A 22,864-nucleotide genomic window follows, 5' to 3' on the forward strand; every position below is an offset into this window, starting at 1 on the left:
TTTGCATCCGCAAAGGGATCCGACCCCGCACTGTTCCGACGGGCGCGACGTTGTGGCGGTTCGAACGGCGCGCACTCTCGGTTACGCTTGCGGTCCGTACTACACGAGCGTTGCCGATGAATCCTCTGCGCTGGCCTTTCCGCGCCCAGTTCCTGCTGGGCTTCCTGATCTGCGCGGGCCTGCTGGGCTACGCCATCTTCCTGCAGTTGAAGATGGGGCTGGAGCCGTGTCCGCTGTGCATCTTCCAGCGCCTGGCGTTCGTCGCCCTGGGCCTGCTGTTCCTGATCGGTGCGCTGCATGGTCCGTCCAACCGTCCGGGGCGGGCGACCTACGGCATCCTCGCGTTCATCGCTGCTGCCGTGGGCGTGGGCATCGCCGCACGCCACGTCTACGTGCAGATGCTGCCGCCGGAGATGGGTGCAACCTGTGGCCCGCCGCTGGCCTTCCTGCGCGAAACCATGGGGCCGCTGGAAGTATTCCGTACCGTGCTGACCGGCACCGGCAACTGCGGCAACATCGACTGGACCTTCCTCGGCCTGACCATGCCGATGTGGTCGGGCGTGTGGTTCGTGCTGCTGGCGCTGTGGGCGCTGGTTGTGTCGCTGCGCAAGGTCAAGCGCTGATCCAGCCTGGAGCCACGCATGGCGTGGCTCTACTGCATATCGGCAGCCACGCATGGCGTGGCTCTACTGGGTTCCGGTAGCAACCCTGAGGGCGGTGCAGTCCCCTGCAATGCCGGCCAGCGGCCGGCACCACCTTAGAAATCCTGCTGCAGGCTCAGATAGGCGCCGCGACGCGGCCCCCATTGCGGCGCGAACACGCCGATGCCGCCGCCATCGCGCAGCTGGTAGCTGCGGTCCAGCGTGTTGAGCACGGCCAGCTGCACATGCAGCGGATGGCCGCTGTCGGCGTTGAAGTCATGCGCGGCGCTGAGATTGACCTGCAGGTACGACGGCAGCTCGCCGCCATTGGGCACGCCCTCGATGTCCGAACGCAGGCCGCTGCCGTACACGTAGTTCGCGCCCACCCGGTTATGGCCAGCGAACGCGTAGCTGACGCCGCCGGAAGAGGTCAGCTTCTGGTCGTGGTCCAGATGGATCCAGTTCTGCTGCACGTAGGCCAATGCATCCGGATCGAGGTTGTACTGGCTGGTGATGACCTGGGTGCCCATCGCCTTGTTGTAGGCGGCGTTGAAGTACGCACTGATCGGCCCGTTGCTGTAGTCGGCGCTGAACTCCAGGCCGTGGATGTGGCCGCGCCGATAGTTGAAGGTGGAATAGATGTAGGCGGCGCCGAACTGGCCTTCGTCCTGCAGGCGCGAGACGCGGCGGTCGTAGGCATCCAGGCCGAGGGTGAGGTGCTCGCCGACCTGCTGTGACACGCCGATGTCGTAGTAGTCACTGCGCTCGGACAACGGCGTGTTGCTGCCACCGGCGGGTTGCTGGTTGCTGGTGCCCTCGAACAGGGCCAGATCGCTGCCGGCAACCAGTTCGCTGGCGGGCGGGGTGAAGTAGCGCGAGTAGCCGGCATGCACCGTGGTGCTGTCGCTGGCATTCCAGACCACGCCCAGGCGCGGGCTGAGCTGGCCCTCGGTGTGGCCGAACGCCTTGAAGCGGTCGCCGCGCAGGCCGTAGTTGACGGTCCAGTCATCGCCTATCCGCCACTCATCCTGCACGTACAGTGCGGCTGTGCTGGCGTGGAAGGCGTTGCGGTCCGGGATCAGCTGCGGCGTGGTGCTTGTCTGCCGGCCATCGGCATCGACCGGGAAGACCCAGCTGCTGTTGTTGGCCGCGGCGTGTTCGTAGTTGCCATACAGGCCATAGCGCAGGGTGTGGTTGTCGCCCAGCGGTGTGGAGAAATCGGCCTGCAGGGTGTTGGCGCGGTTGCTGCGCTGGACCTGCGAGGCGACGCCACTGAACACCAGGTCGCCGACGATGTCCGGGTTGAAGGCCACGTCGCTGTAGCGCTGGCCGGCCGACAGCTGGTACGCGGTCTGGCCCAGCGTGCCCTGCAGCACCAGCATGCCGAAGCGGGTGGTTTCGCGCTGGGTTTCGTCCAGCTGGCTGGAATCGAAGGTGGTGGTGTCCAGGTAACCGAACTGCGGGGTCTGCCCCGGGTTGACCGGAATCTGGAAGCGGTTGTTGGCGAAGCCGGCGAACACGCTAAGGCGGGTGTTGTCGTTGACCAGATAGGTCAGGTCGGCAAAGGCCTTCCCTTGGTGGGTATCGTCATGCAGCGGCTTGCGTGAGTTGGTGGGGTTCTCCAGCCCGACTTCGTTCTGATCGTAGTTGCCGGTCAGGAACCAGCTCCAGCGGCCCTGGTTGCCCCACCAGGAGGCATTCGGGTTGACCTTGCCGAACGAGCCGGCGGTGATGCCGGCGCTGCCGCCGTTGCCCAGCTCGGCCCCGCTGCGGGTCGTGATATCGACCACCGCGGCGGTGCGTTCACCGAACTGGGCCGGCAGGGCACCATCCATCAGGCGGATGCTCTTGATGGTGCGGGCATCCAGGGTCTGGCCGAAGCCGGAGATCGATTCGGGCAGCAGTACGCCGTTGATGCGGTACTGCAGGTTGGCGTGGTCGCCGCGCACGTGCACGCCGCCGTAGGAGTCCTGGACCACGCCCGGGGCCTGCAGCAGCACCTGGCTGAGCGGGGCGGAGGCGCCCAGAGGCTGCTTCTGGATGTCCTCGGCGGTGATCTGGTACTGGCTGCTGCCGATGTCCGGGGACAGGGCGTTGCGGGCCTGGTCGAGCTGGGCGCTGACGGTGACCACGTCGAGGTTCTTGACCGCAGCCGCGCTGGAATCAGTGTCGGCGGCAAGTACGGGTTGGCTGGCCAGGATCAGGGCGAAGGTGATGGCGGTGGTGAGCAGGGAGGGCTTCATGGGAAATGGGCAGGGAAGAGGGAAGGGGCCGGTCCATGAGGGAGTGTTACTCCGTAACAACTGCGTGCCGATCATGCGCCTGTCCCGCGGCGGCGACCATGCCGTTTCTGGCCGATCACGCGGCCCCTTTGCACGCCGTTCAGGCAGTCGTGGCGGTGCCTGGCCCTTTGCGTCAGCGGCTGGCTCTGCGACCATGACCGCCCCCCACCCCCGGATGTCCGTGATGAGCCTGTCCGCCGTTCCGCCCGCCCACGATCCTGCCGCCATCGCTGCTGGTGCTGCCTGGTCACCGGAGAGCTGGCGGGGCAAGACCGCGCTGCAGATGCCGACCTATCCCGATCCGGTGGCACTGGATGCGGCGCTGCACGAGTTGAAGCGGCTGCCGCCGCTGGTGACCTCGTGGGAGATCCTGGCGCTGAAGCAGCAGCTGGCCGACGCCCAGGAAGGCAAGCGTTTCCTGCTGCAGGGTGGCGACTGCGCGGAGAATTTCAGCGACTGCGAATCGGGCACGATTTCCAACCGGTTGAAGGTGCTGCTGCAGATGAGCCTGGTGCTGGTGCACGGCCTGCGTCAGCCGGTGATCCGCGTCGGCCGTTTTGCCGGGCAGTACGCCAAGCCGCGCTCGGCCGATACCGAAACCCGCGACGGTGTGACCCTGCCCAGCTACCGTGGCGATGTCATCAATGCGCCGGGCTTCACCGAAGCGGCGCGACTGCCCGATCCGAAGCGGATGCTGCAGGCCCACGCGCATTCGGCAATGACGATGAACTTCGTGCGGGCGCTGATCGATGGCGGCTTCGCCGACCTGCACCATCCCGAATACTGGAACCTGGAATGGGTAAGCCATTCGCCGTTGGCCGCCGAGTACCAGAAGATGGTCGCCTCGATTGGCGATGCCGTGCACTTCATGGAGACCCTGGCCGGGGCCCGCGTGCACAACCTCAACCGCATCGATTTCTACACCTCGCATGAAGCGCTGCTGTTGCCCTACGAGCAGGCGCTGACCCGGCAGGTGCCGCGCCAGCAGGGCTGGTTGAACCTGAGCACGCACTATCCGTGGATCGGCATGCGTACTGCCGCACTGGATGGCGCACACGTGGAGTACCTGCGTGGTGTGCGCAATCCGATCGCGATCAAGGTGGGCCCGTCGGTGACGCCGGACCAGTTGCTGCGCCTGATCGATGTGCTCAATCCGGATGACGAGCCGGGCCGCCTGAGCTTCATCCACCGCATGGGTGCGGCGCAGATCGCGCAGAAGCTGCCGCCGCTGCTGGATGCGGTCAAGCGCGATGGTCGTCGCGTGCTGTGGGTGTGCGATGCGATGCACGGCAACACCGAAAGCACCGCCAATGGCTTCAAGACGCGGCGCTTCGACAATGTACGTGGTGAGGTCGAGATGTCGTTCGACCTGCACGCGGCCGCAGGCACCCGCCTGGGGGGCGTGCATCTGGAACTGACCGGTGAGGATGTGACCGAATGCACCGGCGGTGCGCGCGAGTTGACCGAGCGTGACCTGGAACGTGCGTATCGTTCGACTGTCGATCCGCGTCTGAACTACGAACAGTCGCTGGAGATTGCGATGGCGATCGTGCGCAAGCAGGAGCAGGTACGGTAAAAGGTGTTTCGGCAGGGCTGCGCCCTGCACCTGCCGAGGCCACTGCCAGAGCAACGGCAACAGCAAGAGCGCTATCCGTGTGTTGGCGGGGCGGTGTCGGAGTGCGGGGACGCCGCAAGTACGTCCCTGTAGGCTTGGCAGCCGCATCCATGCGGCTGACACCCCGCACTCCGACACCGCCCCACCTCTGACGGATTCCTGCGGCTGTTGGTAGGTGTCGACCTTGGTCGACACAAGTAGATCCACGCCATGCGTGGATGACTCCATCGGAATCGACTATTTCGATATCGGAACGAATTGAGCCGAGCATTGCTCGGCTCCACAGAAATGCCGGCAGATCGCGGAAATCTGTTGAAGGCGGGGTGGGTCCGGTTGCGGGAGTGTCAGCGGCATGGATGCCGCGGCCAAGCCCCCAGGGATGGGTTTACGGCGTCTCCCGCAACCGGACCCACCCCGCCATCCCGCAGGAAATCCGCTTCTGCTTCGGCTGTTGTTGTTGCTCCAGCTTGCAGCAGGTGCAGGGCTGCAAGCCCTGCCGACCAACACCCTCCTTACGAACGACTGACGTGACGCTCATGCGCTATGCGCGAGGCTGTCCGCTTGGTGTTCGAGTGGAGGTGGCAACGGTGCACTGGGAAAGCGCACAGGCCTATGCATGGCCGTTGGGATTGGCAGTGTTGGTGGGTGGCATCGGCGCGTGGTTGATCCTGTGGATCTACCATCGGCTGAAAGGACGTGATCGTCGCCGCGCGCGCATCGGTCGTGTGCTCGGGCTGCCGATGGCCACGGCATGGCCGTTGCTGCTGCTGATTCCCGCGTTGCAATCCACACCGCTGCCGGAACACGCGCTCGATCAGCTGCTGCGCGTGCTGCACATCGCTCTGACTGCCTGCTTCATCTGGCTGCTGGTGCGCGGCGTTGCTGCGGGTGAGCGGGCGATCCTGCGCAGTCATCCGATTGATGTCTCGGACAACCTCGAAGCGCGCCGCATCCAGACCCAGACGCGGGTGCTCAGCCGCGTGCTGATGGGCGGCATCATCGTGCTCGGTGCTTCGCTGGTGCTGTTGACCTTTCCGATGGTGCAGAAGATCGGCACTGCACTGCTGGCGTCGGCCGGCCTGATCGGCCTGGTGGCGGGTATCGCTGCCAAACCGGTGTTCGGCAATCTGATCGCCGGCCTGCAGATCGCGGTGACACAGCCGATCCGGCTCGACGACGTGGTGATCGTCGAAGGCGAATGGGGGCGCGTCGAGGAAATCGGCAGCAGCTATGTGGTGGTGCGCATCTGGGATGAGCGGCGGATGGTGGTGCCGCTGACATGGTTCATCGAGCATCCGTTCCAGAACTGGACGCGACGCAGTGCCGACCTGCTGGGAACGGCTTTCCTGTGGCTGGACTACCGTGCGCCGATCGCGGCGATACGTGCCGAGCTGGAACGCATCTGCCAGGGCCAGCCGCTGTGGGATGGACGGGTGTGCGTGACCCAGGTGACCGAGACCAGCGAGCGCGCGATCCAGGTGCGCCTGCTGGTCAGTGCGCGCAGTTCCGGTGATGCGTTCGACCTGCGCTGCCTGGTGCGCGAGCGCATGCTCGATTTCCTCGCGCGCGAGCATCCGCAATCGCTGCCGCAGGTGCGCGCGCGCCTGCAGCGGGACGATGAGCTGGATATGCCGCGGATGCGGCGTGCAGGCAGCGCCGATGTGCGCTCGCCGGGTGCGGAGGATGGTGAGGCGGCGATCGCGCCGGTGGAGCCGGAACCGCCTCTGTAGAGCCGAGCCCACGCTCGGCTCTACAGAAGCCGGTCAGGGATCGCCGGAGTCGATCAGTGCATCGGTATCGAAGTGCGGCGGACGCCTGGCGCGCGTGCGCTGCTCATACGCGTAGGCCATCTCGATCAGCTTCGGTTCGCTCCACGCCGTGCCCATGAACAGCAGCCCCGCCGGCAGGCCATCGATCTGGCCCATCGGCACGCTCAGGCTGGGGTAGCCCGCGACGGCGGCGACACTGTAGCTCTCGCCGGGGAAGTCATCACCCGTGCTGCGCAGGGGCCAGGCCACGCCGGTCGTCGGTGCGACCAGCGCATCCAGCTTCTGCGATGCCAGCACGGCGTCGATGCCCTCCGGGCCCGCCAGTCGCCGCGCATCGCTGCGCGCGCGGATGTAGACGGGATCGCCCAGGCCAGGGGTTGCCTGGGCCTCCTGCAGCAGCTCCTGGCCGAACAGGCCCAGTTCCTGGCCCTTGTGTGCCTCGTTGAAGGCGATCAGCCCGGCCAGGCTGCGCAGTGGCGCCTGGTAGGTGCTGAGGTAGCGCTCCAGTCCCGCCTTGAATTCATACAGCAGGACGATGCGCTCGGCATCAGCCCAGGCGCCCTGGTTGGGCAGTTCCACCGGCACCACCACGGCGCCGGCGCGGCGCAGCTCGGCGACCGCCTGCTCAACCAGCGGCGGCATCCCGCGATACTTCAGCAGTGGTGTCTGCAGCAGGCCGATGCGCTTGCCGCGCAGGCCCTGCGGATCCAGTCGTGCGGTGTAGTCGTAGACCGCGCGGCCAGGCATGGTCGCGGTGGCGGGATCGGCGTCATCACGGCCGGCGATAGCGGTCAGCACGGCGGCGGCGTCGGCGACGCTGCGGGTCATCGGGCCGGCGGTGTCCTGGCTGAAGGAGATCGGGATGATGCCTTCGCGGCTGACCAGGCCGACGGTCGGCTTCAGACCGACCACGCTGTTGATCGCCGCCGGGCAGACGATGCTGCCATCGGTCTCGGTGCCGATGGCCACGCTGGCCAGGTTGGCGGCCACGGCTACCGCGCTGCCGCTGCTGGAGCCGCAGGGTGAATGACTGAGGCGGTAGGGATTGCGGGTCTGGCCCCCGCGCGCGCTCCAGCCGGAGATGGAGTCGTTGCCACGGAAGTTGGCCCACTCGCTGAGGTTGGTCTTGCCCAGCACCACCGCGCCCGCTTCGCGCAGGCGTCGCACCAGGTAGGCATCGTCGGGGCGGAAGCCCTGCAGGGCGAGGGAGCCGGCACTGGTGGCCATTGGCGCGGCGTTGATGTTGTCCTTCAGCAGGATCGGGATGCCATGCAGCGGTCCGCGCAGGCGGCCGTTACGGCGCTCGCGATCACGCTCGGCGGCTTCCTTCAGGGCATCGGGATTGAGCTCGATCACCGCGCGCAGGCGTGGCCCGGTGCGGTCCAGGGCGGCGATGCGCTTGAGGTAGGCGCCGGTCAGGGTGACGCTGTCGAGCTCACCGGCGACCATCCGCGCCTGCAGGTCGGAGACTTCGGTCTCGGCGTAGGGGAAGGGCATGGTGCTGTTGCCGGGTTCACCGGCATGCGCGGTGGACGCGGCCGGGCTGCAGCCAGCAGCGAGCCCCGCAGGCAACGCGGCGATCAGGAAGGACAGGAGGGGCGGCAAGGACAGGCGCATGGGGCAGCTTCGACGGCTCCGATCCCCAGTGTAGCGACTGCTCAGCGGCGGCGCTTGCGCAGGTCGCGCGCCAGCACGTAGACCACGATCAGGTTGATCGCCAGCACCGTCCACGAGGCCCAGCCGGGATGGCGGACGATCGCGTAGATATCGAAGGGCAGGTAGATGGAGGCGGTCAGGCAGCCCAGCCAGGAGGCCCATGCCTTGGCTTTCCACAGACCCCAGGCTTCGACCAGATGCAGCAGGCCGTAGCCGATCATCGCCGCTGCGGCCAGGTGCACCGCGTCGGGGCTGATTGCATTCAACAGCGAGGGCAGGGTGCCGTGATCCGGGTCCAGGCTGAAACGCCGGATCAGGGCATTGACGCCGTCGCGAAGCGGCTGCGGACCGAGGATTTCCAGTCCGGTAGCCGCCAACAACGCCAGCATCGCCTTGCTCGCTTCGAGCAAGGCGATGACATGGAGGCCCGGATGCCGATGCGGATCCGGGTTGTAGCCGTTCTGGCTCACGGTTCGCTGGATCAGCCGCCGCGCGAGTTCTTCTTGCGGTCGCTTTCGGTCAGGAACTTCTTGCGCAGACGGATCTCCTTCGGGGTGATCTCGACCAGCTCGTCGTCTTCGATGAAGTCCAGGGCCTGTTCCAGCGAGTACTTGATCGCCGGGGTCAGCTGGATCGCATCGTCCTTGCCCGAAGCGCGCATGTTGGTCAGCGGCTTGGTCTTGATCGCGTTGACGGTCAGGTCGTTGTCCTTGGAGTGGATGCCGACCAGCTGACCTTCATACACGTTGTCGCCTTCAGCAGCGAACAGCTTGCCGCGTTCCTGCAGCGGGCCCAGCGAGTAAGCCGGGGTGGTACCCGGGGCATTGGCGATCATCACACCGTTGATGCGCTTGGCGATGGCGCCCTGTTCCTTCGGGCCGTAATGGTCGAACACGTGGAACAGCAGGCCCGAACCCTGGGTGAGGGTCTTGAACTCGTTCTGGAAGCCGATCAGGCCACGGGCCGGGATCTGGTACTCCAGGCGCACACGGCCCTTGCCGTCCGATTCCATGTTCTTCAGCTGGCCCTTGCGGGTGCCCAGCTTTTCCATCACGCCGCCCTGGTGGACTTCTTCGATATCCACCACCAGCTGCTCGATCGGCTCCATGGCCTGGCCGTCGATCTGCTTGATGATCACTTCCGGGCGCGACACGGCCAGCTCGTAGCCTTCGCGACGCATGTTCTCGATCAGCACCGACAGGTGCAGTTCGCCACGGCCGGAGACCAGGAACTTGTCGGCGTCTTCCAGCTGTTCGACCTTCAGGGCCACGTTGTGGACCTGCTCGCGGTCCAGACGGTCCTTGATCTGGCGGCTGGTCAGGAACTTGCCACCGGACAGGTCCTTGTTGCCGGCGAACGGCGAGTTGTTGACCTGGAAGGTCATCGAGATGGTCGGCTCGTCGACGGTCAGTGCCGGCAGCGCTTCCGGGGTTTCCGGGTGGCACAGGGTGTCGGAGATGGTCAGTTCCGGAATACCGGAGATGGCGACGATGTCGCCGGCTTCGGCGGTGTCCTGCTCGATGCGCTCCAGGCCCAGGAAGCCCAGCACCTGCGCGACCTTGCCGTTGCGCTTCTTGCCTTCACGGTCGATCACCGCGACCTGCATGTTCTTCTTCAGGGTGCCGCGCTGGATGCGGCCGATGCCGATCACGCCCACGAAGTTGTTGTAGTCCAGCTGGCTGATGCGCATCTGGAACGGACCTTCCGGGTCCACTTCCGGCTTCGGTGCGTGCTGCATGATCGCTTCATACAGCGGGGTCATGTCGCCGTCGCGCACGGTGTCTTCCAGGCCGGCGTAGCCGTTCAGGGCCGAGGCGTAGACGATCGGGAAGTCGAGCTGCTCATTGGTGGCGCCGAGCTTGTCGAACAGGTCGAAGACCTGGTCGATCACCCACTCCGGACGCGAGCCCGGACGGTCGACCTTGTTGACCACGACGATCGGCTTGAAGCCCATCGCGAAGGCCTTCTGGGTGACGAAGCGGGTCTGCGGCATCGGGCCGTCCATCGCGTCGACCAGGATCAGCACGGTGTCGACCATCGACAGCACGCGCTCGACCTCGCCGCCGAAGTCGGCGTGTCCGGGGGTGTCGACGATGTTGATCCGGTTCTTGATACCGGTCTTCTTGTCTTCCCAGGTGATGGCCGTGTTCTTGGCCAGGATGGTGATGCCGCGTTCCTTTTCCTGGTCGTTGCTGTCCATCACGCGCTCGGCGAGGACGGTACGCTCGGACAGGGTGCCGGACTGCTTCAGCAGCTGGTCGACCAGGGTGGTCTTGCCATGGTCGACGTGGGCGACGATGGCGATGTTGCGAAGATTTTCGATGGACATACGAAAGGGGGCCAGTCGGCGCCGGATTTGGAAAAAGAAGTCCAACATTATACGTCGAACTTGACGATTGGCGAAAACTTGGATTTCAGGACTGCTGAGGTCCCCATTCAGCCTGGCCCCCGGCGCTGTCCAACCGCGGGCTGAAGACCCTGCCTGCGCCGATGGTCGAAGCAGCCCATGTCACGGGGGAGGTGTATCCTTATGGGGCTGATTACACACCCCGCATCCCAAGGATCTGCATGTCCCTCATCGCCACTTTCGACACCACCCAGGGCCCGATCAAGGTCGAGCTGTTCGCCGACAAGGCGCCGCTGACGGTCGCCAACTTCGTGAACCTGGTCAAGCGCGGCTTCTATGATGGCCTGATCTTCCACCGCGTGATCCCCGATTTCATGATCCAGGGCGGTTGCCCGCAGGGTCGTGGCACCGGCGGCCCGGGCTACAAGTTCGAAGACGAGAAGAATGGTGTGAAGCACCAGATCGGCTCGCTGTCGATGGCCAACGCCGGCCCGAACACCAATGGCAGCCAGTTCTTCATCACCCACATCAAGACCGATTGGCTGGACGGCAAGCACACCGTGTTCGGCCAGGTCCTGGAAGGCCAGGCGATCGTTGATTCGGTGAAGCAGGGCGACGTGATCCATTCGATCACCCTGGAAGGCGACACCGACGCCGTGCTCGCCGCCCAGGCTGAGCGCGTGGGTGAGTGGAACAAGATCCTCGCCGCCTGATCCGCCCCCGACGGCCCCCTGCAGAGGGGGCCGTTTCCATGTTGCGGCCGCCCCGCCAGGCCCATCCCCGCCCGCGCGGCCATCTTCTACAACGCTATTTAGCTTCTTAGCAGAGGAAATCCCCATGAAAGCACCTGTTCGTGTTGCCGTGACCGGCGCCGCCGGCCAGATCGGCTACGCCCTGCTGTTCCGTATCGCCTCCGGTGAAATGCTGGGCAAGGACCAGCCGGTCATCCTGCAGCTGCTGGAACTGCCGGTCGACAAGGCCCAGGCCGCCCTGAAGGGCGTGATGATGGAACTGGAAGACTGCGCGTTCCCGCTGCTGGCCGGCATGGTCGGCACCGACGACGCTGAAGTCGCCTTCAAGGACGCCGACATCGCCCTGCTGGTCGGTGCGCGTCCGCGCGGCCCGGGCATGGAGCGCAAGGATCTGCTGCTGGAAAACGCGAAGATCTTCACCGCCCAGGGCGCCGCACTGAACAAGGTCGCCAAGCGTGACGTGAAGGTGCTGGTGGTCGGCAACCCGGCCAACACCAACGCCTACATCGCGATGAAGTCGGCGCCGGACCTGAACCCGCGCAACTTCACCGCCATGCTGCGCCTGGACCACAACCGTGCGCTGAGCCAGCTGTCGACCAAGCTCGGCAAGCCGGTTGCCGGCATGGAGAAGCTGGTGGTGTGGGGCAACCACAGCCCGACCATGTACCCGGACTACCGTTTCGCCACCGCCGATGGTGCGTCGATCGCCGATGCGATCAACGACCAGGAGTGGAACGCCAACACCTTCATCCCGACCGTCGGCAAGCGCGGCGCGGCGATCATCGAAGCCCGTGGCTCATCCTCGGCTGCTTCGGCCGCCAACGCAGCGATCGACCACGTGCGTGACTGGGTGCTGGGCAGCAACGGCAAGTGGGTCACCATGGGCGTGCCGTCCGACGGTTCCTACGGGATTCCGGAAGGCGTGATCTTCGGCTTCGCGGTCACCACCGAGAACGGCGAGTACACCCTGGTCAAGGATCTGCCGGTCGACGACTTCAGCCAGAAGTACATCGACAAGACCCTGGCCGAGCTGGAAGAAGAGCGCGCCGGCGTCGCCCACCTGCTGGGCTGATGCGGTCTGTGCCGGCAGCTTGCCGGCACGTTTTCCATCAGGGTAGGTGCCGGCCGTTGGCCGGTACGCAGGAAACGGGGAGGCTTCGGCTTCCCCGTTTTCGTATGGAGCACCTGGCAACGACATGATCCACCTGCATTACATCGACAACGCGCTGCTGGTGGCCGAGAAGCCTGCCGGCCTGCTGTCCGTGCCCGGCCGCTCCGCGGAGAACCAGGACTGCGTGGTCGCGCGGTTGCAGGCGGTGTATCCCGATGCGCTGACCGTGCATCGCCTGGACCAGGTCACCTCCGGCCTGCTGCTGCACGCGCGCGGCAAGGACATGCAGGTGGCGCTGTCGACGCAGTTCGAGAAGCGCGAGGTGGGCAAGTGCTATGAAGCCATCGTGCAGGGGCTGCTTGAAGGGGAAGCGGGTGAAGTGGATCTGCCGCTGATCGTCGACTGGCCGAACCGGCCGCGGCAGATGGTCGACCACGAACGCGGCAAGCCGGCACTGACCCGGTGGCGCGTGCTGTCGCGTGACGTCGCGGCGCAACGCACGCGCGTTGAACTGGAGCCGGTCACCGGCCGCAGCCACCAGTTGCGCCTGCACATGGCCAGCCTCGGTCATCCCATCGTCGGCGACGTGCTGTACGGCGCCGACGCCGCGCAGCGCGTGCACCTGCATGCGCGGAAGCTGCAGTTCACCCATCCGGTGACGGGCGAGGCGCTCGCGTTGGAGTCTGCGATTCCGTTCTAGGGGGGGCAGGGCTATCGGCAGGGCTGCGCCCTGCACCTGCCGAGGCCGGAGCAACGGCAACGGCAAAAGCGCGCATTCCGTGGTGTGGCGGGGCGGTGTCGGATTGCGGGGACGCCGCAAGTACGTCCCTGTAGGCTTGGCAGCCGCATCCATGCGGCTGACACCCCGCAATCCGACACCGCCCCACCTTCGACAGATTTCCGATGGCCGATGGGCCCACGCTTTGCGTAGATCAAATCCATCGGAATCGAATATTTCGACAATTCATCGAAAAGCATCCACGCATGGCGTGGATCTACGTGTCGACCAAGGTCGACAGCTACCAACAGCAGCCCAACAGCAGCGGGAAATTGTCGGAGGCGGGGTGGGGCAGATGGCGGGGGCGTGAGCGCCATGGATGGCGCGACCGAGCTTACATGGACGTACTTGCAGCGACCCCCGCCATCTGCCCCTCCCCGCCATCCCACGGACTGCACGCTTTTGCCGTTGCCGTTGCTCCGGCCTCGGCGGGTGCAGGGCGCAGCCCTGCCGGCAACACACCCCCTACCAAGGTAGGGCGGCCCGCGCGCCAGCGCCGGACTATGCTCGAACCATGACTTTGTCTGGGAGGGCTGCGTCATGAACTACGAGGAAACCTACCGCCGTTCGATCGACGAGCCGGAGGCATTCTGGGGCGAGGAAGCCAAGCGCATCCATTGGCACAAGCCGCCGCAACAGGTGCTCGACTACAGCAACCCGCCGTTCCGGCGCTGGTTCGTCGGTGGCGAAACCAATCTCTGCTACAACGCCGTCGACCGGCATCTGGCCGACCGCCCGGACCAGCTCGCGCTGGTCGCCATCTCCACCGAAACCAACAGCACCCGCGAAGTCACCTATCGCCAGCTGTATCGCGAAGTGAACGACTTCGCCGCCGTGCTGAAACATCTCGGTGTCGGCCACGGGGATCGCGTGGTGATCTACATGCCGAACATGGCCGAGGCCGTGTTCGCCATGCTTGCCTGTGCACGTATCGGTGCGGTGCACTCGGTGGTGTTCGGTGGTTTCGCCGCACACAACCTCGCGCTGCGCATCGACGATGCCAAGCCGAAGCTGCTGATCGCTGCAGATGCCGGCATGCGTGGCGGCAAGCTCATTCCGTACAAGGCGATGGTCGATGCCGCCTGCGCCGAAGCCAGCAATCCGCCGCCGCACGTGCTGATCGTGTCGCGCGGGCTGGACCCGGCCGAGCCCCGCATCGAAGGGCGTGATGTCGAGTACGCCAGCCTGCGTGCGCAGATCGGGCAGACCGATGTGCCGGTGCAATGGCTGGAATCGAGCGAGCCCAGCTACCTGCTGTATACCTCCGGCACCACCGGCAAGCCGAAGGGCGTGCAGCGCGATGTCGGTGGCTATGCGGTGGCGATGGCGCAGTCGATGCAGACCGTGTTCGACTGCAAGCCGGGGCAGGTGATGTTCTCCACCTCCGACGTCGGTTGGGCCGTGGGCCATTCCTACAACGTGTATGGCCCGCTGATCGGCGGCTGCACCTCGCTGCTGTACGAAGGGCTGCCGACCAACCCCGATCCGGGCATCTGGTGGGCGCTGTGCGAGCAGTACAACGTACGCACGATGTTCTCTTCGCCGACGGCGATCCGCGTGCTGAAGAAGCACGACGCCGATTTCATCCACCGGCACGACCTGGATGCGCTGAAGTATCTGTTCCTGGCCGGCGAGCCGCTGGACGAACCCACCGCACACTGGATCAGCGACGCGCTCGGCAAGCCGATCATCGACAACTACTGGCAGACCGAAACCGGTTGGCCGGCATTGACCCTGCTGCCTGGGCTGGACATGAAACCGGTGCGTTTCGGCTCACCTGGTTTCCCCAATCTCGGCTACCGGATGAAGGTGATCGACGAGAACACCGGTGAAGAAGTGGCTGCCGGGCAGAAGGGCGTGCTGGTGATGACGCCGCCGTTGCCGCCGGGCTGCATGAGCACGGTCTGGAATGACGACAGCCGCTTCCTGCAGAGTTACTTCAGCCACTTCAAGGAACTGCTGTACAGCTCGCTGGACTGGGCCATCCGCGATGACGATGGCTATACCTTCATCCTGGGCCGCACCGACGATGTGATCAACGTGGCCGGCCACCGCCTGGGCACGCGTGAGATCGAAGAGGCGATCTCCAGTCATCCGCGCGTGGCCGAGGCCGCGGTGATCGGGGTGAAGGACGAGTTGAAGGGGCAGGTGCCGCTGGTGTTCGTGACGCTCAAGCAGGGTCTTGATGGCGAAGACCCGGCGGCGGTGGTGGCCGAGATGATGGCCACGGTGACCGCGTCGCTGGGGGCGGTGGCGCGGCCGGCGCATGTGCACGTGGTCAACGCCCTGCCCAAGACCCGTTCGGGCAAGCTGCTGCGGCGTTCGCTGCAGGCATTGGCCGAGCAGCGCGATCCCGGCGATCTGTCGACGCTGGACGACCCGGGTGCGCTGGAAGAGATCCGCCGCGCGCTGGGGCGTTGATCCGGTCCTGTAGAGCCGAGCCCATGCTCGGCTGCCCGGGTCAGGTACACGCAGCCGAGCATGGGCTCGGCTCTACAGAGATCCAGCGGTGCTGCAGCGCAGCTTCCTCGCCGCCACCGGTGCGCTAAGCTCGCCCCCGGGGAGCGTGCCCGCAAGGGCACGCATGCGTATCGCATCGAGGGAGGGGGGAGCTATGGCACTGCTGCATGCCAAGACGGCCGCTGGCCGCCAGGAGATCGAAGACCGCGCCCGGCGCCTGCCGGCGGCGCTGCGTTCGATCCTGTTGATGGTGGACGGTCAGCGCGATGAAAGCGAACTGCGCGGCTTGTTCGAAGGACTGCGCGCACCGCAGGATGCGCTGGAGCAGTTGGCCGCACTCGGCCTGATCGAAGTGGTCGGCGGCAGGGCCGAACCTGCCCCGCAGCGCGGACTCTGCAGCGGCCGCGAGCAGGATCCGGCGCTGTACCAGCAGTTGTACGATGCGATGAGCGATGCCGTGCGCCGCCATCTCGGCCTGAAAGGCTACTTCATGCAGTTGAAGATCGAGCGCTGTACCGACGCGGTCACCCTGGAACGGCTGTGCCCGGAAATGATCACCGCGATCGGCAAGGCGCGCAGCCCGGCGCTGGCCCAGCGCTGGTGGCAGGAGGTCCAGGTGTCGCTGGCACCGGTCACCGCCGAGGTCGTGCCCGGCTGACACGCGGGGTAAAGTGGTCCGCTCTTTTTCCGCCCAGGAGCCCCGCATGCAGGACGACACCGATACACCCGGTTGGGATGCGATCAATGCCGCATTGGCGCCGCTGTACGCCGGCCAGGAGCCGCGTCACTTCGGTACCGCGTTGCCGTACACGCTGGGTGGCCAGGATCCGCTCGACGGCATCAGCGTGTACTGGGTGGAAGCACCGGTTCCGCATTGGCACTACGTCACCTACGGTTTGTCCGAACTGTATGCAAAAGAGAGCAGCGATGCGGCCACCAGTGGCTACGGCTTCGAGCTGACGTTCCGCCTGGCTGCGGACAAGGGCGAGCATGCGGAGAGCACGCCGCCGGCGTGGCCGATGAACCTGCTGCAGAATCTGGCGCGCTATGTGTTCAGCAGCGGCAATGTGTTCGAGGATGGACACCACCTCAACGCCAACGGCCCGATCGCGCTGGAGACCGACACCCGGCTTTGCCATCTGGCGTTCGTCGCTGATCCGCAGTTGCCCGCGCGCGATACCGCCAATGGGCAGCTGCAGTTCCTGCAGGTGGTGGGGCTGACCGACGGGGAAATGGACGCGATCAAGCGCTGGTCCACGCGCGGTGTGCTGCAGGTGCTCGAGCCGGCGATGCCGTTGTGGATCACCGATCTGCATCGCGGCAACCTGCTGGATGATCCGGCGTTGGCCGTGCAGGTGCAGGCCGGCAGCGAGCGTGAGGGGTCCAGTACCGGCATGTTGTTCATCGAGACGCTGGATTGGCGGCAGGCGGCCGGCATCACCACGCTGGTGCTGGGGGCAGGGCAGGTCGGCAGCGTGGGTGAGCTGCTGCCACTGCGCCTGCGCCACGGCAAGGCACTGACGCTGGTCAGCCGCGAACGGCAATGGGAGTTCGTGCCTGCTACCGATGGCGCCACCACGGTCGAGGGCGACAACGTGCGCTGGCTACTGGACGACGCGGCGTTGCAGGCCTGGCATGAAGTGCGGCCGGAACGCGGAACCTACACGGTGTCGAGCACATTGCAGGTTGAAGTGGTGCCGACGTTCCTGCGCGATGCGAAGGGCGAAGTGATCCGCGAAATCGGCTGACAGCGTCGATGGTACCGATGGAGTCGGAGCCGTTCGCGCTGCGAACGGATCCGACCCCGGTTCCATCAGGCCAGGCCTTCGGCCTTCAGCGCCGCCTGCACGCCCGGATCGGCATCCATGCGCGCCTTGTAGGCGGCCAGGTTGTCCAGGCCCGACAGGTCAACCTTGGTGCCGGCGGCCCAGCGCAGGGTGATGTAGAAGTAGGGATCGGCGAAGCTGCGGAAACCGGCCAGCCACGGCTTGTCGGCCAGCTGCTTGTCGGCGGTCTCGAACAGTGCGCGCAGGCGCTTGTGTGCAGCGGCGCGGATCGCGTCGTACTGCCCTTCATCGGCGATGAACTTGCCCGGCGAGAACAGCGGCGAGAACGCCGGGTGCACGTCGGAGTTGACGAAGGCCAGCCAGCGGGTGGCTTCAGCGCGCTGGCGCGGGCTGCCATCGCCGCCGAGACCGGCCTGCGGGTAGGTGTCGGCGATGTAGCCCATGATCGCTGCGTTCTGCAGCAGCACGAAGTCGCCATCGACGACCGCCGGCACGGCGCCGGCCGGATTGATCTTGAGGAATTCCGGACCCTTCAGGGTGTCCTTGTTCAGCAGTTCGACCTCGAACGGCTGGCCGGTCCACTGCAGGGCGATGTGGTCGGCGGTGGAACAGGCACCGGGCTTGCTGTACAGCTTCATGGGAACTCCAGGCGGGGTGTGGCGGGAAACCCCCACTATCCCAGAGCCCACCGGCGCGCAGCAACGCTGCCGCCGGCAACGGATCGTTACGACTGCCGGGGCTTGAGGTTCTGCACTTTGTAGAAGGTGTGATCGCCGATGGTGGCCACCTGGTACGCATTGCGCCAGTTCGGGCTGGCAATCGCCAGCGCAGCGAAGTGGCTGGCGCCGGGTACGATCTCGCGGCGCTCACCGGCCGGCAGCGCCCAGTTGCGCTCGGCGTCGAAGGCCACGTCCATCGCTTCACTCCAGGCCGCATCGTTGCCCAGCTGGGTGCCGGGGGAGACGATGGTTGGGGCGAACTGCTTGCGCGCGGTCACCACCTGGCACATCGAGTCGCCCCAGAGGCCGCTGTCGAGACGACGCAGGGCGACCTCGGCCACGGCCTGCTGGCCGCGCAGGGTCTGGTCGCGGGCTTCCAGGTAGACGGTGGTGCTCAAACACAATGAATCAGCGGCCGGCTGCGGCAACAACTGCGACAGCCAGAGAATCCAGGCCAGTTTCATATAACTCCTTGCTCCGTGTGGGACGCACCTGGCGGTTCCGGCAGCGCAGGCTGCTGGAGGCGGGGTACGACTTGGCGTCATGGGGAGGCGGCCATCGGGGCTGCCCCGTGGGCGGCCCCAAGAACACGATCGTGGATCGATCGGCGGGGTCCGCACCGGCTCACCGGAAACTGGCTGGTGAGCGGAAAGATGGCGCAAGGTAGGGGGGGATTGCCGAACGCATCCTGAATCGTCCGGCTTGACATTCAGCTTTGGGGCCGGTGACGGAAATCACATTCCGGCCCCTATTCAGGTATTGATCAGAGCGCGGCGGCGACCCGGCTGCCCTGATCGATGGCACGTTTTGCATCGAGTTCGGCGGCCACATCGGCACCGCCGATCAGCTGTGCGGCGATGCCGGCTGCCTGCAGTTCGGCCTGCAGCGCGCGCTGCGGTTCCTGACCGGCACAGACCACCACGTGGTCGACCGGCAGCAGCTGTTCGCTGCCATCGACGCGGATGCGCAGGCCCGCATCGTCCACGCCCAGGTACTCGACACCGCCCAGCATGCGCACGCCCTTGGCCTTCAGCGTGGCGCGGTGGATCCAGCCGGTGGTCTTGCCCAGGCGCGCACCGGGCTTGCCGGCGCTGCGCTGCAGCAGCCACAGCCTGCGCGGCGAGGCTTCCACGGCCGGCCGGGCCAGTGCGCCGCGGGCCTCGAAGGTGGCATCCACGCCCCATTCGGCCATCCAGCGCTGCGGGTCCAACGATGGAGAAGGGCCGTCATGGGCAAGGAACTCGCCGACATCGAAGCCGATGCCGCCGGCGCCGATGATGGCGGCGCTGGCACCGACCTCGACCCGGCCCAGCAGCACATCCAGGTAGTTCACCACCTTGGCGTGGTCGGCACCGGGGAAATCGACCTTGCGCGGCACGATGCCGGTGGCCAGCACGACCTCATCAAAACCGGCCAGGCTGGCGGCGTCGGCACGGGTGCCCAGGCGCAGTTGCACGCCGGTCTCGGCCAGTTTGTGGCGGAAGTAGCGCAGGGTCTCGTGGAATTCTTCCTTGCCAGGAATGCGCTTGGCCACGTTGAACTGGCCACCGATCTCCTCGCTGGCATCGAACAGGGTGACCTGGTGGCCGCGTTCGGCAGCGACCGTGGCGCAGGCCAGGCCGGCCGGGCCCGCGCCGACCACGGCCACCCGCTTCGGTGCGGTGGTCGGGGTATAGACCAGTTCGGTCTCGTGGGCAGCGCGCGGGTTGACCAGGCAACTGGCCAGCTTGTTCTCGAACACGTGGTCCAGGCACGCCTGGTTGCAGGCGATGCAGGTGTTGATGGCCTCGGCACGGCCGGCGCGGGCCTTGTTCGGCCATTGCGGATCGGCCAGCAGCGGGCGTGCCAGCGACACCATGTCGGCCCCGCCATCGGCGAGGATGCGCTCGGCCACCTCGGGCATGTTGATGCGGTTGGTCGCCACCAGCGGCAACGTCACGTGCGGCTTGAGCTTGGCGGTGACTGCGGCGAACGCGCCACGCGGTACCGACGTGGCAATGGTCGGAATGCGCGCTTCGTGCCAGCCGATACCTGAGTTGATGATCGTAGCGCCAGCGGCTTCGATGGCCTGGGCTTGCTGCACGATCTCTTCCCAGTTGCTGCCGTCTTCGACCAGGTCGACCAGCGACAGGCGGTAGATGATGATGAAATCCGGACCACAGGCTTCGCGGATGCGCCGCACGATCTCCACCGCGAAGCGCATGCGCTGTGCGGCATCACCACCCCAGCGGTCGTTGCGCTTGTTGGTGCGCGGGGCGATGAACTCGTTGATGAGGTAGCCCTCCGAGCCCATCACTTCCACGCCGTCGTAGCCGGCCTCGCGGGCCAGCTTCGCGCTGCGTGCGTAGTCTGCGATGTGCCGCTCGACGCCGCTGGCCGACAAGGCGCGCGGGGTGAACGGATTGATCGGCGCCTTCAGCTTCGACGGCGCTACCGACAACGGGTGATAGGCATAGCGCCCGGCATGCAGCAGCTGCAGGCAGATCTTCGCGCCGTGCTGGTGCGCGGCGGCGGTCAGCTGCCGATGCGGACGCACTTCCCATGGCCAGGACAGCTTGCCGCCGAACGGCTTGAGCCAGCCCACCACGTTCGGCGCGAAACCGCCGGTGACGATCAGGCCGACGCCGCCTTCGGCGCGCTCTGCGAAATAAGCGGCCAAGCGCGGGAAGTCGCGTGCGCGGTCTTCCAGGCCGGTGTGCATCGAGCCCATCAGCACCCGGTTGCGCAACTGGGTGAAGCCCAGGTCCAGCGGGGCGAACAGGTGGGGGTAGGCGCTTTCGTTGGCTGGCGACATGTCGATACGCTTGCGTACGGAAGCGCGAAGGGTGCCGCGAAACGGCGCCGGGGGCAAGGGCTGGCAGATGGGGAGCGCCGGTCGCTATGGGTCAGGGGGCCTGCGGTTGCCGGCCAGCGGCCGGCACTACCGGTACGCGGCCGATCCCGAACCAGCCGAGGGTGATCCCGCACAGCGGCCCGATCAGCAACGCGAAGGCGAGCGTGCCGACGCCGACGTTGCCGCCCAGCCACCAGCCCAGCAGCAGCACGCTGCCTTCAATCAGGCTCCGCACCTTCCAGATCGGCCAGCCGGTGCGCGCGTGCAACCCGGTCATCAGGCCATCGCGCGGGCCCGGGCCCAGCTTCGCGCCGATGTACAGGCCGGTGGCCAGCGCCACCAGCAGCATGCCGCCGCAGAACATCGCCACCTGCCAGCCCAGGCCGACGGCCGGGGGCAGCAGCCACAGCCCGAACTGGGCCGAGGGGCCGATCAGCATCACGTTGAGCACGGTGCCGACGCCTGGCTTCTGTCGCAGCGGCCACCACAGCAGCAGTACCAGCGCGCCGATGACATTGGTGGCCAGGCCGAACGACAACGGTGTCTGTTCAGCGATGCCCTGCGACAGCACATCCCACGGCGCGACACCGATCGCGGCGCGGATCATCAGCGAGGCGCCGAAGCCATAGAGGAACAGGCCGATGATCAGTTGCAGCAGGCGGAGGGGCAGGGCGGTGGGCATGACGGGCTCGGGGGGGGGGGCTGTTTCCACCCTATCCCCGAAATGGGCCATTCAATAGATACAGATGCCGGCCAATCCACTGCCACAGGTCGCAACCAACGAAACACCGAGCAGCGCCCGGTGCGCGCGGCAGTCAATCAATCGTCCCAGCCGGCCAGCGCCAGCTTGCCGATGGTGCGGCCGCCGGCCAGGCGCTGGTGGGCGGTTTCCAGGTTGGCTGCATTGATCGGCCCCAGCACTTCGCTCAGCGTGCCGCGCAACTGCCCCGCATCGATCATGCTGGCGGCGCGGTTGAGGATGCGGTGCTGCTCGATGCGGTCGGCGGTGGCAAAGCGCGCGCGGGCGAACATGAATTCCCAATGGATGCCGATGCACTTGGCCTTGTAGGGATCGCCGATGCGCAGCGGGCCGCGCGGTTCGACGATCAGGCCGACATGTCCCTGCGGCGCCAGCAGATGGCCCAGTTCGTCCCAGTAGTGGTCGGTATCGGCCAGATTGAGTGCCACCTGCACGTCGTCGATGCCAAGCGCCTGCAGCTGCGGCAGCAGCGGCTGGCGATGATCGATCACATGTTGGGCGCCCATCCGTCGGCACCAGTCGATCGAGGCTTCACGCGAGGCGGTGGCAATGACTTCGAAGCCGGCGTGGTGGGCCAGCTGGATTGCCATCGAGCCGACGCCGCCGGCACCACCGATCACCAGCAGGCGCTGGCCGGCGTGGCGGCGGTCATCAAGCAGCAGGGGCATGCGCTGGAACAGCAGTTCCCACGCGGTCAGGGTGGTCAGCGGCAGCGCGGCCGCTTCGGCGAAGTCGAGGGTAGTCGGTTTGCGCGCCACCAGCCGCTCATCCACCAGCTGATACTGCGCATTGCAGCCAGGGCGGGTGACATCACCGGCGTAGTAGACCTCGTCACCGGAGGCGAACAGGCTGGCCTCCTCGCCCATCGCTTCGACCACGCCTGCCGCGTCCCAGCCGAGAATGCGCGGAGTATCCAGCGATGCGGCCGACGTGCCTGCACGCAGCTTCCCATCCACGGGATTGACGGAAAGTGCTTCGACACGGATCAGCAGGTCACGGCCCCGCGGCGGCTGCGGTGGTGGCAGCACCAGATCGCGCAGGGCAGGGGCGGATTCACGGCACAGGGCGACGGCTTTCATTGCGGCTCCAGCTCGGTTCCTGTCTGCATCATAAGGTTCCTCACCTCGATGGGCGCGCGCTGAACCGCTTTGCGATAAACCAGAGGCAAAACTGTCGCATCTGGCCCTTAAACCCTTCCAAACCCTTGTGGTGTGTGGGTCTTGCGGATTTTCATCATCCTGTATAGGGTTTCAACGTCGGACCGGTGGCCGGTCGTGCGCAGCGCTTCACATGTTACGGGACTGTTAACATGACCTTCACCCGCCTGAGCATAATGTTCGCGGCGGTGGCGTGC

General features: G+C 66.2%; 18 protein-coding genes. 9 read left to right on the forward strand and 9 right to left on the reverse strand.

Translation table 11 applies throughout. The features are described from left to right. Positions 1 to 116 precede the first annotated feature (116 nt). Entirely contained in the window at positions 117 to 623 is a 507-nt protein-coding gene (locus QP457_RS04330) for a disulfide bond formation protein B (protein WP_089239011.1), read from the forward strand. Positions 624 to 757: 134 nt separating this feature from the next. Here QP457_RS04330 and QP457_RS04335 read toward each other — a convergent pair whose 3' ends face one another. Next, positions 758 to 2,884: a TonB-dependent receptor gene (locus QP457_RS04335; RefSeq protein ID WP_205406422.1), complete on the reverse strand. Its 2,127-nt coding sequence runs from the start codon at positions 2,882 to 2,884 to the stop codon at positions 758 to 760. A 223-nt stretch (positions 2,885 to 3,107) separates the two neighbouring features. Between QP457_RS04335 and QP457_RS04340 the strand changes: the two genes are divergently transcribed. Both QP457_RS04340 and QP457_RS04345 read left to right on the forward strand, forming a co-directional pair. Then, entirely contained in the window at positions 3,108 to 4,499 is a 1,392-nt protein-coding gene (locus tag QP457_RS04340) for a 3-deoxy-7-phosphoheptulonate synthase class II (RefSeq protein WP_205406423.1), read from the forward strand. A 626-nt stretch (positions 4,500 to 5,125) separates the two neighbouring features. Continuing rightward, positions 5,126 to 6,268, forward strand: a complete 1,143-nt coding sequence (locus tag QP457_RS04345) for a mechanosensitive ion channel family protein (RefSeq protein ID WP_205406370.1) — start codon at positions 5,126 to 5,128, stop codon at positions 6,266 to 6,268. A 33-nt stretch (positions 6,269 to 6,301) separates the two neighbouring features. Here QP457_RS04345 and QP457_RS04350 read toward each other — a convergent pair whose 3' ends face one another. The 3 genes from QP457_RS04350 to typA are packed head-to-tail and all read right to left on the reverse strand — an operon-like array spanning position 6,302 to position 10,292. Beyond that, positions 6,302 to 7,924 (reverse strand): amidase, encoded by a 1,623-nt coding sequence (locus tag QP457_RS04350; protein ID WP_205406369.1) that lies wholly within the window; start codon positions 7,922 to 7,924, stop codon positions 6,302 to 6,304. A gap of 41 nt (positions 7,925 to 7,965) precedes the next feature. Continuing rightward, on the reverse strand, positions 7,966 to 8,433 hold the full coding sequence (locus QP457_RS04355; RefSeq protein WP_025879438.1) for a DUF2127 domain-containing protein: 468 nt from the start codon (positions 8,431 to 8,433) through the stop codon (positions 7,966 to 7,968). An 11-nt stretch (positions 8,434 to 8,444) separates the two neighbouring features. Continuing rightward, on the reverse strand, positions 8,445 to 10,292 hold the full coding sequence (gene typA, locus QP457_RS04360; RefSeq protein ID WP_025879437.1) for a translational GTPase TypA: 1,848 nt from the start codon (positions 10,290 to 10,292) through the stop codon (positions 8,445 to 8,447). Positions 10,293 to 10,531: 239 nt separating this feature from the next. On the opposite strand from typA, the gene QP457_RS04365 reads away from it, so the two are divergent. From QP457_RS04365 to QP457_RS04390, 6 genes are all read left to right on the forward strand, one after another. Further along, positions 10,532 to 11,023: a peptidylprolyl isomerase gene (locus QP457_RS04365; protein WP_025879436.1), complete on the forward strand. Its 492-nt coding sequence runs from the start codon at positions 10,532 to 10,534 to the stop codon at positions 11,021 to 11,023. 124 nt (positions 11,024 to 11,147) lie between these two features. Then, positions 11,148 to 12,134: a malate dehydrogenase gene (locus tag QP457_RS04370; protein WP_025879435.1), complete on the forward strand. Its 987-nt coding sequence runs from the start codon at positions 11,148 to 11,150 to the stop codon at positions 12,132 to 12,134. Positions 12,135 to 12,258: 124 nt separating this feature from the next. Then, positions 12,259 to 12,873 carry an RluA family pseudouridine synthase gene (locus QP457_RS04375; protein ID WP_205406368.1) on the forward strand — a complete coding sequence of 205 codons (615 nt, stop codon included), beginning with the start codon at positions 12,259 to 12,261 and terminating at the stop codon, positions 12,871 to 12,873. Positions 12,874 to 13,491: 618 nt separating this feature from the next. Next, the gene (gene prpE / locus QP457_RS04380; protein WP_100551649.1) at positions 13,492 to 15,372 is read left to right on the forward strand and encodes a propionate--CoA ligase; all 1,881 of its coding nucleotides are present in this window, start codon (positions 13,492 to 13,494) and stop codon (positions 15,370 to 15,372) included. 193 nt (positions 15,373 to 15,565) lie between these two features. Further along, a complete protein-coding gene (locus QP457_RS04385) occupies positions 15,566 to 16,069 on the forward strand; it encodes a hypothetical protein (protein WP_180163702.1) in 504 nt (167 codons plus the stop codon). A gap of 46 nt (positions 16,070 to 16,115) precedes the next feature. Next, positions 16,116 to 17,159 (forward strand): suppressor of fused domain protein, encoded by a 1,044-nt coding sequence (locus tag QP457_RS04390; protein WP_205406367.1) that lies wholly within the window; start codon positions 16,116 to 16,118, stop codon positions 17,157 to 17,159. Positions 17,160 to 17,224: 65 nt separating this feature from the next. Here QP457_RS04390 and QP457_RS04395 read toward each other — a convergent pair whose 3' ends face one another. From QP457_RS04395 to QP457_RS04415, 5 genes are all read right to left on the reverse strand, one after another. Further along, positions 17,225 to 17,836 (reverse strand): glutathione S-transferase N-terminal domain-containing protein, encoded by a 612-nt coding sequence (locus tag QP457_RS04395; protein ID WP_100463223.1) that lies wholly within the window; start codon positions 17,834 to 17,836, stop codon positions 17,225 to 17,227. 86 nt (positions 17,837 to 17,922) lie between these two features. Then, positions 17,923 to 18,381 (reverse strand): cell wall hydrolase, encoded by a 459-nt coding sequence (locus QP457_RS04400; protein ID WP_025878087.1) that lies wholly within the window; start codon positions 18,379 to 18,381, stop codon positions 17,923 to 17,925. A 299-nt stretch (positions 18,382 to 18,680) separates the two neighbouring features. Beyond that, complete coding sequence (locus tag QP457_RS04405) at positions 18,681 to 20,711, reverse strand: NADPH-dependent 2,4-dienoyl-CoA reductase (RefSeq protein ID WP_205406366.1); 2,031 nt, start codon at positions 20,709 to 20,711, stop codon at positions 18,681 to 18,683. Positions 20,712 to 20,802: 91 nt separating this feature from the next. Then, positions 20,803 to 21,432 (reverse strand): hypothetical protein, encoded by a 630-nt coding sequence (locus tag QP457_RS04410; RefSeq protein WP_205406365.1) that lies wholly within the window; start codon positions 21,430 to 21,432, stop codon positions 20,803 to 20,805. 137 nt (positions 21,433 to 21,569) lie between these two features. Further along, complete coding sequence (locus QP457_RS04415; RefSeq protein WP_205406364.1) at positions 21,570 to 22,589, reverse strand: zinc-binding alcohol dehydrogenase family protein; 1,020 nt, start codon at positions 22,587 to 22,589, stop codon at positions 21,570 to 21,572. Positions 22,590 to 22,864 lie beyond the last annotated feature (275 nt).

Origin of the sequence: Stenotrophomonas sp. As-7 (assembly GCF_030291015.1) — a bacterium.
GTDB lineage: Bacteria > Pseudomonadota > Gammaproteobacteria > Xanthomonadales > Xanthomonadaceae > Stenotrophomonas > Stenotrophomonas lactitubi.

What these genes read in the sequence shown, in the direction of transcription:
- QP457_RS04330 (WP_089239011.1), top strand. Translation starts at nt 117, where the DNA reads ATGAATCCTCTGCGCTGGCCTTTCCGCGCCCAGTTCCTGCTGGGCTTC.
- QP457_RS04335 (WP_205406422.1), bottom strand. Translation starts at nt 2,884, where the DNA reads ATGAAGCCCTCCCTGCTCACCACCGCCATCACCTTCGCCCTGATCCTG.
- QP457_RS04340 (WP_205406423.1), top strand. Translation starts at nt 3,108, where the DNA reads ATGAGCCTGTCCGCCGTTCCGCCCGCCCACGATCCTGCCGCCATCGCT.
- QP457_RS04350 (WP_205406369.1), bottom strand. Translation starts at nt 7,924, where the DNA reads ATGCGCCTGTCCTTGCCGCCCCTCCTGTCCTTCCTGATCGCCGCGTTG.
- typA (WP_025879437.1), bottom strand. Translation starts at nt 10,292, where the DNA reads ATGTCCATCGAAAATCTTCGCAACATCGCCATCGTCGCCCACGTCGAC.
- QP457_RS04365 (WP_025879436.1), top strand. Translation starts at nt 10,532, where the DNA reads ATGTCCCTCATCGCCACTTTCGACACCACCCAGGGCCCGATCAAGGTC.
- QP457_RS04370 (WP_025879435.1), top strand. Translation starts at nt 11,148, where the DNA reads ATGAAAGCACCTGTTCGTGTTGCCGTGACCGGCGCCGCCGGCCAGATC.
- QP457_RS04375 (WP_205406368.1), top strand. Translation starts at nt 12,259, where the DNA reads ATGATCCACCTGCATTACATCGACAACGCGCTGCTGGTGGCCGAGAAG.
- prpE (WP_100551649.1), top strand. Translation starts at nt 13,492, where the DNA reads ATGAACTACGAGGAAACCTACCGCCGTTCGATCGACGAGCCGGAGGCA.
- QP457_RS04385 (WP_180163702.1), top strand. Translation starts at nt 15,566, where the DNA reads ATGGCACTGCTGCATGCCAAGACGGCCGCTGGCCGCCAGGAGATCGAA.
- QP457_RS04390 (WP_205406367.1), top strand. Translation starts at nt 16,116, where the DNA reads ATGCAGGACGACACCGATACACCCGGTTGGGATGCGATCAATGCCGCA.
- QP457_RS04395 (WP_100463223.1), bottom strand. Translation starts at nt 17,836, where the DNA reads ATGAAGCTGTACAGCAAGCCCGGTGCCTGTTCCACCGCCGACCACATC.
- QP457_RS04400 (WP_025878087.1), bottom strand. Translation starts at nt 18,381, where the DNA reads ATGAAACTGGCCTGGATTCTCTGGCTGTCGCAGTTGTTGCCGCAGCCG.
- QP457_RS04405 (WP_205406366.1), bottom strand. Translation starts at nt 20,711, where the DNA reads ATGTCGCCAGCCAACGAAAGCGCCTACCCCCACCTGTTCGCCCCGCTG.
- QP457_RS04410 (WP_205406365.1), bottom strand. Translation starts at nt 21,432, where the DNA reads ATGCCCACCGCCCTGCCCCTCCGCCTGCTGCAACTGATCATCGGCCTG.
- QP457_RS04415 (WP_205406364.1), bottom strand. Translation starts at nt 22,589, where the DNA reads ATGAAAGCCGTCGCCCTGTGCCGTGAATCCGCCCCTGCCCTGCGCGAT.